This window comes from Paenibacillus sp. MSJ-34 (assembly GCF_018918005.1).
In the GTDB taxonomy this organism is placed as follows: Bacteria; Bacillota; Bacilli; order Paenibacillales; family Paenibacillaceae; genus MSJ-34.
On the sequence record NZ_JAHLPR010000032.1, the window covers coordinates 70108 to 83529 of the forward strand.

10 protein-coding genes are annotated in these 13422 nt (G+C 52.7%); all 10 read left to right on the forward strand.

Translation table 11 applies throughout. From position 1 onward, the window contains the following. Positions 1–10 precede the first annotated feature (10 nt). Positions 11–5113: a glycerophosphodiester phosphodiesterase family protein gene (locus tag KQI79_RS16930; protein ID WP_216539465.1), complete on the forward strand. Its 5103-nt coding sequence runs from the start codon at positions 11–13 to the stop codon at positions 5111–5113. A gap of 181 nt (positions 5114–5294) precedes the next feature. Further along, positions 5295–6191, forward strand: a complete 897-nt coding sequence (locus tag KQI79_RS16935; protein ID WP_230190670.1) for a carbohydrate ABC transporter permease — start codon at positions 5295–5297, stop codon at positions 6189–6191. Between the two features lie 17 nt (positions 6192–6208). Beyond that, positions 6209–7021 carry a carbohydrate ABC transporter permease gene (locus KQI79_RS16940; protein ID WP_216539469.1) on the forward strand — a complete coding sequence of 271 codons (813 nt, stop codon included), beginning with the start codon at positions 6209–6211 and terminating at the stop codon, positions 7019–7021. 22 nt (positions 7022–7043) lie between these two features. Then, positions 7044–7796 carry an MBL fold metallo-hydrolase gene (locus KQI79_RS16945; protein WP_216539471.1) on the forward strand — a complete coding sequence of 251 codons (753 nt, stop codon included), beginning with the start codon at positions 7044–7046 and terminating at the stop codon, positions 7794–7796. Between the two features lie 25 nt (positions 7797–7821). Continuing rightward, positions 7822–8598 (forward strand): HAD-IIA family hydrolase, encoded by a 777-nt coding sequence (locus tag KQI79_RS16950; RefSeq protein WP_216539473.1) that lies wholly within the window; start codon positions 7822–7824, stop codon positions 8596–8598. A 4-nt stretch (positions 8599–8602) separates the two neighbouring features. Beyond that, entirely contained in the window at positions 8603–9208 is a 606-nt protein-coding gene (locus KQI79_RS16955) for a glycerol-3-phosphate responsive antiterminator (RefSeq protein ID WP_216539474.1), read from the forward strand. A 120-nt stretch (positions 9209–9328) separates the two neighbouring features. After that, positions 9329–10036: an MgtC/SapB family protein gene (locus tag KQI79_RS16960; protein ID WP_216539476.1), complete on the forward strand. Its 708-nt coding sequence runs from the start codon at positions 9329–9331 to the stop codon at positions 10034–10036. 472 nt (positions 10037–10508) lie between these two features. Next, complete coding sequence (locus KQI79_RS16965) at positions 10509–11051, forward strand: sigma-70 family RNA polymerase sigma factor (RefSeq protein WP_216539478.1); 543 nt, start codon at positions 10509–10511, stop codon at positions 11049–11051. Next, positions 11027–12514, forward strand: coding sequence for a DUF4179 domain-containing protein (locus tag KQI79_RS16970; RefSeq protein ID WP_216539479.1), 1488 nt, complete (start codon positions 11027–11029; stop codon positions 12512–12514). The genes KQI79_RS16965 and KQI79_RS16970 overlap by 25 nt, the downstream gene beginning before the upstream one ends. 38 nt (positions 12515–12552) lie before the next feature. Further along, positions 12553–13095, forward strand: a complete 543-nt coding sequence (locus tag KQI79_RS16975; RefSeq protein ID WP_216539480.1) for a phosphoribosyltransferase family protein — start codon at positions 12553–12555, stop codon at positions 13093–13095. The last annotated feature ends 327 nt before the right edge of the window (positions 13096–13422 follow it).

Consider the following 13422-nt stretch of genomic DNA (forward strand, 5'->3'; position numbering starts at 1 on the left):
GAGCAATGGAATGAATAACAGGCTCCGCCAAGTCTGCAAACCTATCGTTTTTGCGTTAATGATGTCTATGATTTCCGGGTTGCTCGGGTTTGACCGGTTTGCGGTCATTCCCGCAGCCCATGCGGAAGAGGTTCAATCCGGACAAGAAGCGGCCGAATCGGCGGCGGAGACAGGCAGCGGCTCGGATAGCGAATCTGGCAGCGAATCTGAGAGTGAAGCAGACAATGAGACGGATAACGGAACCGCGCAGGAGGAATGGAAGGAGCAGCTTGGCGAGACGGATACGCCCGACGAAGATCGGTATCGCTTCGTGTCAGTTACCGAAACGGCGTATGGGCCGGAATTATTCGTTACCGAGCTTCACCCGAACAACAAGGGAACGGACGATTACGAGTTTTTCGAAATATACAACAATTCGGATGTGCCGCTGCGCATCGGAGCGGAGTCGGCGCTGTTGGGGGAAGCCGAGTATTACATCATGTATCGCTATCCAAGCGCAGGCACGTCCGACAATACGTTCGAGCATTTTACGCCCGTAACGATCGAGCCGCAAACGGCGCATGTGTTCTGGGTGAATCCGAAGGCGAAGACGCTGGCGGAATTCAACGAGTTGCATGGCGTGGAATTGTCTTCCGAACAAGTGACGGAAGTTCGGATCAACGGTACCGAAGGTTTTTCCAATACAGCCGATCGCGCCGTAGCCGTCTTTAACAAAAAAACAGGGCTTGCCGTCTCTCAAGCTTCCTATGCTGCCGGTTCGGATATTGCCGACGGGCTTGGCGTTCATTATCAAGTTCCGCGGAACGGCGATATTCATCAACTGAAGTATTGGACCAAGGCGCCGGCCACGCCGGGGGAAGTGTTTCCTTGGCAAATCCCGCCGCAGGCGGTAACGCCACCGGAAGAGAACGGGCCTGCCGATCCGCTGCCGAAAGTGCTCATCTCCCAGTTTATGTACGATGCGCCGAGCGCCGATGACGGCAAGGAATATATCGTCATCAAGAACTATGAGGATATGCCGGTCGATATTGGCGGATACATGATCGGCGACGGCGTCAATCAGGGAAGCGGCGAAGGAATGGCCGCCTTCCCGCCGGGGACGACGATCGAGCCCGGTCAGGAAATCGTGATTGCCCAGTCGGGCAAGCTGTTTAAGCAAACGTACGGCGTCATACCGGATTTTGAATTTCCATGGATCGGGGCATACAGGCCGGAAGACGATCCCGACGTGCCGGATATGATGGCGACGGATTGGTCCAAAGGCGTCGTTCAGCTTGGCAATTCCGGGGACAAAATATTGCTGATGGACAGGGAGTATCATGCGATCGATTTTATTACATATAAAGTCGACAGAGTGTTTCGCGGCATTTTCTACAAGGCGATTACGGCAATCGCCGACGGCAATGGCAATGCGATACATCGGGTAAGCATGACGGGGGATCCGTCGGCCGATTTCGCGGCGAAGAAGCCTTCGCTTCCGGATAGGCCCTTGCCCGTCCCGGTAAGCGATACGCTGCTGATTACGGAAGTGATGTATACGCCGAATTACGACGAACCGTTGTACGAATATGTGGAAATGACGAATATTTCGGACCGTACGATGGATATAAGCGGGTACTATTTGGGGGATAAGGAAATCGAAGGATCTTCCTCCTCGGAAGGCATGTTCAACTTCCCGGACGGAACCTGGATCGAACCGTACCAAGCGCTGGTTATCGCGAAAAACGCCAAGGGCTTTGAGGAGCTCTACGGCAGGAAGGCCGATTTCGAACTGGACGGTTCCGATCCGTCCGTTCCGGATATGATTCCGAATTGCGACTGGGGTTGCGGAAACATGCAATTCGGAAATAACGGCGACGAAGTGCTGCTTCTGGATGCGGACAAAAACCTTATCGATGCCGTTGTGTATAAGGCAGGGAAGTATCTCGGCATCAAGCCGCATGCCGGCGTCATGCTGAAGGGCTTCTCCCTTGAGCGTGTCAACGCACGGGACACCAAGAGCAGCGCGGCCGATTTTACGGAACAACCGAACCCGACGCCCGGCATGCTGCTGTTCGGACCGAACGGAAGACCCGATCTGATTCCGGAGCCCGGTTTGAAAGACAGTGTGCTGAAGGCGAGCGAGCCAGCTACGGCTCTCGTGGCGGGACCGACCTTGATCGACGCGGGCAGCGAGTTGTCGAATCCGTTGCCGCAGAACGTGCCTTCGTTCCTGTTGACGGTAAGCATGGACGAAGGCGGCACCTTGTTTGCAAGGAATCGGAATACGGAGCTTTCCGCGGCGCTGGATTTCCTCGATAACAAGGCGATCCCCGTGCTGGAACTTGACGACAACCGATTGATCCAGCCGGTGCATGATCTGCTTGAACGGCGTAATGCAACCGATGTAATCATTGTTTCGCCGGACTGGAACATCGTGCGCAAGATGAGAGCGCTCCAGCCCGAATACCGGGGAGCCGTTCGGTTCGATAACCGCGAGTTGAATCGGGAGCAGTTGAAGCAGATTGTCCTGTCGGTTCGGCGCAGTACGGGAATGATTGCCTTGATCGACCACCGCGCGTTGACGCAGGAATCGATGCAATATTTGCGCAATCGGGCTATCACGGTTTGGGGGTACGGCTCCGGTACGGAATTCGACGCCCATCGCTTGATTGCGCTCGGCGCGGCCGGCATCGAAGCGCTGCATTCGTCGGATGCCGTTCAAGCGCTGCGGCAGTATGACGCCGAGAACAGCATCTCCCAGTCGCCGCTTATCGTCGCGCATCGGGGCCTAAACGCTCTGGCTCCCGAGAACACGATACCGGCCTTCGAACTGGCGGTGGAAGCGGGCATCGAGTTGATCGAGCTGGATATTCATCTAACAAAAGACGGCAAACTCGTCATTATGCATGACTTTAGCGTGGACCGTACGACCGACGGATCGGGCAAAGTCAGAGATTTGACGCTGGAACAACTGAAGCTGCTTCAGGCGAACAAGACGGATAACGCCGATTGGCAGGAAGCTTACGATCGTTATCCCGACGCGAAAGTGCCAACGCTTGACGAAGTATTGGAGTTTGCGAAAGGTAAAAATGTCGTGCTGGAATTGGAGTTGAAAGGAATCGGCATCGAGGAGCAGGTGGTGGAGCACATCTTGCGGCATGATATGGCGGCGGACGTATACGTCACCAGCTTCAGCCTCGATTTGCTGAAGAAGGTTGCGGAGCTCAGCCCCGACATCGGGCTTACGCTGATTACGTCCGACCGCGGGCCGACGGAACAAGAGACGATGATGCAATATGTGGAGAAAATGGCCGCGATGCATGTATCGCTTGGCATGTCCCAAATGTCCGGGGTGAATTCGCAGGAATGGATCAACTATGCCAAGCATCGGGGGATCCCGCTGATCGCGTCGACCTACAATACGAAAAGCAGCATCAATCAAATGGTCCGCAAAGGAGCGACCACCATACTGACCGATTACGCTCATTGGATGAAAGAAGTTCCCGTCGCGGTTCAGCCGGTTGCGGAACAATACCGAATCGCAGTAGGGGAATCGGTTACGCCGCAAACGTTCGCCGCGGGCGTAACGACCAGAACGGGAACGTCGATTCCGGTATCCGGCGGCATCCGGGTTATCGGATCCGATGACGGCGTCGTTGCCGTACAGAACGACCAAACGGCGTCCGCCCTTAAGCCGGGTACGGCTATGTTGCAAATCTATTATGATTTCCGGCCGTTTCAAACTCCGGTGGACGGGGATCCCGCTTTGCTGGACGATGTTTGGCGCATCTATTCGAATCCGATCGCTTTAACGGTGACAGATAAGGATGCTCCGCCCGAACCGCCAACGCCGGCGCCGATCATTCTTTCGCTCGGATTAACGCCGGGCACCGGGAATTCGACGACAAGAGTAACGGGATTGCAATCCGGCTCGAGCTATCGATATTTCAAAGGAAGCGCGGGATCGCGGACGCGTCCGAACGCAGGCGACGAACCTTCCGCCTATAAGGATTCGCTTACCGGCGCGACGAATATTCGCGCAGCGGCGGGGGATCGCCTGTTCATCGTCAGACTGGATGCGAACGGCAAAATCGCCGAATGGGCGGATTTGGCCGTGGAAGCGAGACATTTGCGCCGGGACGCTTCTCCGGGCACGCCGTCGCCATCGACGTCGTCGTCCGGACGGACGCCTGATTCGCCGCCGCCGGAGCAACCGAAGCCGCCTGTGGAGGAGCAAGAGCCGGAACTGAATAGTTCGCAAGGCGTGAGCAAGCTCGATCCGGCGAAGCTCCGGGAAGCGAAACGAATGATAGAGCAATTTGCGCAAGCATCGCAAGCCGAGCTTACGCCGCTTGCGGAACCGTTTCGGTTTGAGCCGCCGGGCCAAGGCGGATTAACCGTGAAGATCGAGGCGGACGCGTTACCGCAAGGCATTCCGGTCGGGTTATATCAAATTCGCAGCGACGGGAAACTGGCCTACGTCGGCGGCGTATTGGCAGGTCATACTTTGACGGCCGAATTGAAGGAAGCGGGTACGTATGCGGTGCTGGCATACAATAAAACATTCGCCGACGTACGGAGCGATCATTGGGCGTTTGCGGCGGTGCGCCAATTAAGCGCGATGCAGGTTGTCGCCGGAAGGAATGCGGCCGAGTTCGCCCCGAACGGCGCTGTGACGCGCGCCGAATTAACGGCGATGCTGGTTCGCGCCATCGGACTTCAGGCGGAAGGAAGCCCTAGCTTCTCCGATGTGCCGGCGGAAGCATGGTATGCCGGCGCGGTCGCTGTCGCGGAACAAGCGGGAATCGCGTCCGGCTACGGTGACGGTACGTTCGCCCCGGACGAATTCGTGACACGGGAACAGATGGCCGCATTGCTTGTAAAAGCCTATGTGCGCATTTCCAAAGATGCGACCGGCTCGGGGGAACCGATTCCTTATCTTGACTTGGATCAAACGAGCGCTTGGGCGCTGGACTATATTATCGCCGCGCATGCGCTCGGATTGCTGCACGGGCGGGATCGCGAACAGTTCGTACCGCTTGCGCATAGCACGCGGGCGGAAGCGGCGCAAGCGATTTACAATTTGCTCGGAACGAGAGAAAGAGCGGCGATTATCGATCAACATGATTGAACTGTGGAATTAATAACAACTTCATTTAATCGGCTAGAGACGATGAGAAGCCACAGTTGCATGTTTGATTCCTTTCCATAACAGGAAGCGTATCATAATGCACTTGGCTTCTTTGTTTTGCTGCAAAGACTTTTTGAACTCGCATTTAATATTACTACACACATCGAAATGGGGGATTGGGTTGACTCAACGAACAATTGGCAACCGAGGGAAAATCAATTGGAAACAAAACGGCTTCGCCTACGCCTTACTGCTGCCTTCCCTAATATTTTTGGCGTTATTTACGTTTTATCCGGTAGGGAAATCGATCTATTTAAGCTTCTTTTCTTCCAATTTGAACGCTCAAAACTTTGTCGGCTTCGATCAGTACGTACAAGTATTTCAGGACAATATTTTTTGGAAAGTAATCGGGAACAACCTGATCGTAGCGATCGGAACGGTTCCGGTCAGCATCTTTCTCGCGGTATATATGGCGATTTGGCTCAACAATAAAATGAAGGGGGACAGCTTCCTTCGAGCCTCTTTCTTCTACCCTACCATTATACCGATGATCGCGATCGCCAACATTTGGCTTTTTATCTATACGCCGGACTACGGATTGCTGGACAAATTTTTAGGGTTTTTCGGCATATCGGGCGCGAACTGGCTCGGCGATCCGAACTGGGTGCTTGTCGCCATGATTCTTATGATCATCTGGAAGGAAACCGGATTTTTTATGATTTTTTATTTGGCAGGCTTGCAAAATTTGCCCGGGGAAGTGTACGAGGCGGTTCGAATCGAAGGGGCGCGGCCGTTTCAAATTTTCCGCAAAATTACGTTTCCGCTATTAATGCCGACCACCTTATTCGTCATGATTATCGCAATTACAAACTCTTTCAAAATGGTGGACCATCTGTACATTATGACGAAGGGCGGTCCCGATAATGCGAGCAATTTGCTGTTATTTCATATCTATGAAACCGCATTCAGCTTCTGGGATATGGGCAGAGCGTCGGTGCTTACGGTGATTCTGCTCGTCATTCTGCTCGGCATATCGATTTTCAATTACGCATATTTAGATAAACGGATTCATTATTAGAAGGGGATGAAATAGGAATGTATCGAATCGTCAATCGCATTGTCATCATCGTGTTAGGAATTGTCTTCCTCGTCCCGCTCGTATGGACGGCATTTACTTCTTTCACTCCTTCCAGTGAAGTGATCATTAAATCGAATCCGTTCTTTTTAACGAATCCGACGTTCGACAACTACGTCGAGGCGTGGAACACGATTCCTTTTACGCAATATTATTTTAATACGCTTATTATCGTCGTCGGCATTTTGGCCGTTCAGCTGTTTACGGTGACGCTCGCGGCATACGCATTCGCCCGCCTGACGTTCATCGGGCAAGGCGTCGTGTTTATATTGTTCCTGACGCAAATTATGATACCGCCGGATATTTTGATTTTCCCGAACTATACGATTATGAAAGAACTCGGGCTCGTCGATACGAAGCTGGCGATCATGCTTCCTTACTGGGCTTCTGCATTTGGAGTATTCCAGCTTAGACAGACGTTCAAGCAAATACCGATGGATCTCGACGAAGCGTCCAGAGTCGACGGCAGCAGATGGTGGCAGACGTTATGGCATGTTTATTTGCCTGCCGCGAAACCGACGTATGTCGCCTTCGGATTGATCTCCGTCAGTACGCACTGGAGCAATTTCATGTGGCCGCTCGTCATTACCAACTCGGTGGAAACGAGACCGTTAACGGTTGGAATCGCGATCTTCGCCCAATCGTTCGAGACCGGGGCGCAATGGGGCACGGTGACGGCCGCGACGCTCATGGTTGTGCTGCCGATCTTGATCGCATTTTTGTTTTTTCAAAAACAATTCGTCGAGAGCTTCATGCACTCCGGCATAAAGTAACCGACCAAAGCAGGTGACGAAAATGGAACTGATTTTGATGGGAACGGCATGCGCGGCATGCGGCGTCGATCGCGACAACACCTATTTGCTGTTTCGGGATGCATCCGGATCGACGTTGGTCGACGTCGGCGGCAATCCGCTCGGCAAATTGAAGAAGCTCGATATGACGACGGGCGAGATCAAACGCATTATTTTCACTCATTTTCATACCGATCACGTGTATGGGCTTCCTTCGCTGCTATGGGGAATGTGGATGGACGGGCGCGCCGAGGCGCTTGACATCTATTGCGCTTCGGCGTGCGAAGCGACGCTCCGCGGATGGCTCGAGGCGCTGCAAACCGGTACGTGGCCGATCTTGTTCGACATTCGCATTCATACGTTCGATTGGGAACGGCCTGCGGAAATTTGCCGCGGGGGCGATCTCGCAATTTCCTCGTTTCCGAGCTTGCATGCCGGGCCGACCGTCGGTTTGAAAATCGCTTATAAGGATCGGACGATCGTATACTCTGCGGATACGATGTTGAATGCATCGATCAACGAAGTTCCCCGCGTCGACCTGCTCGTACACGAGGCGACGACGGCGCGGGAGCCGCTGCCTTTCCACAGCAGCCTGCAGGGAGTGGCCGGCTATTACGATATGAGCCATATCGACCGCATCGTGCTGGTGCATGTGACGGATCGGGAGCCTTACGAGGAAGTGCTGGAGGAGTTGCCGGAGGAGAAACGTGCGAAAATTTCGATCGCCTCCGATTTGCAGGTTTTTAGCTTCGATTAATATGGCATAGAGAGGTAGAGGACAAGTGGATCATTTTTCCGGATATATATTCGATTTGGATGGGACGATTTATTTGGGCGATCACGCGATTGACGGCGCGGTAGAGACGATCCGCCGTTTGCAGCAATCAGGCAAAAAATTGCTGTTTCTAACGAACAAAACGATCGATTCGCGTGAAAATTACGTAACCAAGCTGAATAAAATGGGGATTAACGTGACGCTCGACAATTTGTTGAACCCTACTGTTGTCACAATTCATTATTTACAAGACAATTATAACAATGCTAAAGTTTATGTCATAGGCGAGGACATGATTAAAGAAGAGTTCAAGCGCAACGGCATCCGTTTCGCTAGTACGCCCGAGGATACCGATATCGTCGTCCTGTCATGGGATCGCCAGTTTCATTACGATCATTTGAACTTCGCTTACCAGGCGATCAAACGAGGCGCGATTCCGATCGCCACGAATCCCGACCGGACTTGTCCGGTTCCGGAAGGAGACGTCCCGGATTGCGGCGGCATGATCGGCGCGGTGGAAGGGACGACCGGGAAAAGGGTGGAGACGATTATCGGGAAGCCGTCTGTTTTGATGGCGCTTACAGCGTTGGACATTTTGCAGTTGGAAGCGAAAGACTGCTTAATGGTGGGGGACCGTATCGAAACGGACGTATTGATGGGAAAACAAGCGGGCATGAACACCGCTCTAGTTATGACAGGGGTTACACAGCACGAAGACGTCGCATCCGCAGCGGTGAAGCCCGATTATATATTGGATACGGTCTTCGATATCGTTAAGAGGTGAAAAAATGAGAGGAAATACTGCGGGCATTCACGGTCTCGCTTACGGATTGAAGCATAAACCGGTCATTACCTCATTGGTCAATAAGGATGAATTGCCGAGCATACTGGAATCCACTTCAAATATCGTTTTTATATTAAAGGCGGATATTTTTACGATCGGTTCGATTGTGGAGCAAATACGCGACGCGGGCAAGCTGTCGTTCGTTCATTTCGATTTGCTTGAAGGCATCGGCAAGGATAAGATGGGCGTCGTTTTTATGGCAGAGCATATCGGCATCGACGGCATTGTGACGACGAAAGGCTCCATCATTTCCGAAGCGAAAAAATGCGGACTGATGACGGTTCAGCGCCTGTTCGTCTTCGACTCGGTCTCGCTGGACAACGGCATCAAAATGACGAAGAGCTCGCAGCCGGATGCGATCGAAGTGCTGCCGGGAATGGTTTGCAGCCAAATTATGGGGCGAATCCAGGAGGAACTGAACGTTCCTGTGATCGCCGGAGGATTGATGAAAGATTTGGACGATCTCAAAGCGGCCTTGAATAGCGGTGCAATCGGTATTTCCACATCAAGCAAGGAGTTATGGCGTTGGCAAGATTCGCAAATGAAGTGAATATCCTTGTCGGAAGGGAAAGAACATGGAGAAACCCCTAAGTGACGGCGCGTTGTTTCGGCACGCGTATGCACTTGGGTTTTTTTTATTTTTGCACACGGGAAAAAGGGAGGGCTGTAGATGCCGGTCATTGAGTTGGATATCGGTACGATGATTTTTAGGTTAGTGCTCGCCGCAATATTGGGCGGGATTGTCGGTTGGGAGCGGGAGCGAAGGCATAAGCAAGCGGGCTTCAAAACGCATTTGCTCGTTTCCCTCGGCTCGGCGCTCATTATGCTGACATCCATATACGGATTCAGTTCCGAATTGCTGAATCACCCGAACGCCAGATTCGACCCGGCCCGGTTGTCGGCGCAGGTCGTCAGCGGTATCGGGTTTCTCGGGGCCGGCGCGATTCTGCGCCGATCCAATCATATGATTTCGGGACTAACGACCGCAGCCACGTTATGGCTGGTTGCCGGAATCGGGCTGAGCGTCGGGTCAGGATTTTATTTGCCCGCGATCGTGACGACGGTAATTATTCTGCTTAGTATTATGGTGCTTAGCAAAATCGAATCGAAGTTTTTGTTTTCCAGCAAGTCCGGCACGCTGAAAATTACGCTATTCGATCGGCCGGTCAAGCTGCATGAATTGACGAGCATGTTGAAGGACGCGAATATGACCGTTGAGCAGATGATTGTCGTCGACGAGACGAACGATGAGAACAATAAAAAGGTGTCGCTCGAATTCCGGGTGCATTCCTCGAGGGGCAAAGTGATGCCGGACTTGCTGGAACGGATCTGGAAGGTCGACGGCGTCAAAGAAGTGAAAATGAACTGGAAAGGGTAGCTGCTTGCAGGACTGTCCAAAGTCGATTGACTTTTGGAGAGTCCTTTTTTCGCACGGCGTAGAAACCCTGATTGGTGCGGAGTGTGAAAGGCTGTCGATGAAATGCACATAACTCTGAAAATCCGCGAGAGGCCACAAAATGTATACGAAAACCAACAACGAGCGGCGCACGGATCGAATCATTCGATTTTGTTCGAAATTTCATACACCAAACGCCATCTGAGCCCAGATCCTCTAAACGAAACGGTACCCGATCGATTGCGAGTTTTATGCTAACACAGTATCGCACCCCGAGGGATTATGCGGAACGAGCCGTATATCATATTTTTGCCGATATATTTATGGTGCGCCAAAACCGTTTGGCCGTCTCGGCAGTCTAAAGATATAAGCAAAGTGTTTCAGGAGGACGATTGGAGCGATCATCTCTCCATGCAAAAATAAGGGGAAGTGGAACGAATGGCGGGAGGAAACAATGGATCGGAGTGAATGGATGCGCCGGGCGCAGCGGGGAGACGATGAAGCGTTTTACGAATTGATCAACAGCGACAGGGAACGTTTATACCGGATCGCCTATCGTTATTTGCGGAATGAGGACGATGCGCTGGAAGCGATTCAGGAGATGACTTACCGCGCTTACAAACAGTTGCGGAAACTGAAGCGGCCGGAATATGTCTCGACATGGCTCATCCGCATTTTGATCAATTATTGCATCGACGAACAGAAGAGGCGGCGGAGGGTGCTGCCGATTTTAGAACCGTTGCCGGATGAGCGCGCGTCAGCGATGGATTTGAGCGGGCTCGGGATCGAACTTGCCGTCGAGCGGTTGGAGCCGAAATACCGGCAAATTATTTTGTTAAAATATTACCATGATTTGACGATCGGAGAAATTGCCCGCATTCTAGAACGTCCCGAAGGCACGGTAAAAACTTGGCTGAGCAAGGCGTTAAGAAGCTTGCGCGGAACGATGGGAACGGAGGTGGATGGCGAACCATGTTGGAACGGAAAGAGCGAATGAACCCCGAGAGCGAAGAGCGGACAGGTGGACGGAAAACGGAAGCCCCGTTTCGGGATGAAGAGCGTTTGTTGGCGGCAGCGAGAGAGATGGAACCCGAGATTCCTGTTCCGGAACATAAATTTGAGGCCCATGTTCGCAGCGGAATCGCCCGCGCGCGGCGATCGAAGCGGAAGCGGCTGCGGGTTGTATGGGGAACGGCGGCTGCATGCCTGTTGCTGCTGCTCGTTCCGGTTACGATGAGCGTATCGCCGGCCTTCGCGGCATTGGTGAGCGAATTGCCGGGCGTGAGCACATTGATGCAATGGTTTAGCGGCGATCGCGGACTGCAAAATGCGGTGCAGAACGACTTGATTCAACCGATCGGGGTGACGGACGAACATGATGGCGTTTCGTTTACCGTTGACGGGATTCTCGCAGACGAATCGCGTCTGATCGTTTTTTATACGCTGCAAAGTCCGGAAGGTCTTGAGGAACGACTCGTTCCGTCGTTGCATACGGGGAACGGCGGGGATTTGGAGTACGTGTCAAAGTATAGCGATCCGAATAACCTGCGCGAACATCGCGGCGGTCGAACGAAGGAAAACGGGTATATCGACTTTAGTTTGCCGGTGGGACAACAGTTGCCGGAACGATTGATCGTGAAGTTTCGACCGGAGGCCCGGAAGGAGATACTGGAGCCGCCGGGGTTTAGCGGTGCGGGCCGTATGTCTGAAGCAGGATTGGAGGAGGTAGACCGGTCCATTTCCTGGGAAGTCGCGTTCACCGTTGACCGCGCCCGATTCGAGTCGATGAAGCAAACATATCTGCTGAATGAGACGGTGTCTTTGCAAGGACAAAAAATCACATTTCGTCATGCTGTCGTTTACCCGACGCGCGTGCAAATCGAGGTGGAATTCGACGAATCCAACGAGCAGCAAATATTCGGTTTCGGGGATATCGAATTGGTTGACGAGACAGGCGCCCGATTGCGGGAAATGGGAGCGGAGCTTGGAACGAATCGGCAAGTGCTCGATTTCGAGAGCCCTTATTTTACGATGCCCGAACATCTGAAAGTCCAAGGAGCGTTTGTGCGCGCTTTGGATAAATCGCAACTTGAAGCGGTTGTCGATACCGAGACGAAACAAATGATCAAAGCGCCCGACGGACGCATTCAATTGGAAAAAGTGGAGTCCATCGACGAAGATATCGTCATGCTGCAGTTTGTTATGAAAGGAGTGGAGTCCGGCGATCTGAAGGGCTATGTTCCGTTTGCGCCGGAATTTACGGACGGTTCCGGACGGCGGTTTAAAGAGCAGGAGAAATTCGGGAAAGTGTCATGGTCGGCCAGTTCCGCGGAGTTGGAGGAAGGAGTGCAGCGTTTCTATATGTATATTCCGAACGAGAAATACGTCCAGCCGCTTTCCTTCACGATTACCGAATATCCGGGTTTACTTCGCGAACCGTTTGAAGTTACAATCAGATGAGACGAATTTGATTACAGAACGACAAGGAGTGTTATCCATTGACCCGAACATATACGCTTGAAGTCGCCGGAATAACGCGGGAACTTCCGATCGTCGCCGTGAACAGGGAGCTTGCTATCGCCAGCTTCGTTATTTTGGGCGATACGGAAATGGTGTGCGCCGCCGCGCCCGCCCTCGCGGAGAAGCTGCCGCCGGTCGATTTGCTGATTACGGCGGAGGCGAAAGGGATTCCGCTAATATTCGAAATTTCGAGATTGTTAAATATGAAGAAATATATCGTTGCCCGCAAAAGCGTTAAGCCGTATATGGATGCGCCGCTCGTGGGCGAGGTCGTTTCGATCACGACGCAGAAGAAGCAAACGCTTTGTCTGGACCGGGCGGATGCGGAGGAAATGGCCGGCAAGCGGATCGCGATCATCGACGACGTGATCAGCAGCGGCGAATCGATCCGGGCGATCGAGCAACTGGTGGTCAAGGCCGGAGGAACGGTGGCGGCGAAAGCGGCTATATTGGCAGAAGGCGACGCCGCGGACAGGGACGATATTATTTACCTTTCGCATTTGCCTCTGTTTACTCCGTAAACGGATAGATAATACAAAGCTGCGGCCTTAGGGGCTGCAGCTTTATACATATAGGCCTGCGCGGACCGACGATCCGCTATTTTTGCCAAACCGCGCCGAGTTGGCCTCAAATTAGGCAATAGCGGAATGTGTGTCCCCGAACAGGCCATTAACGCCTGTTTTGGGCAAATAGAACACAAACCCGACTTTTTTGTACGAAAATAAACTATTTAACATTAAAGCGCTAAAGTCCCTTGGACCGAAAAGGTTTCCTAAGCAACATTAATATCCATAAAGTTACAGTTATGCTGGGACTATCTCACGTAGCTCTACTTCATAACCCATTTG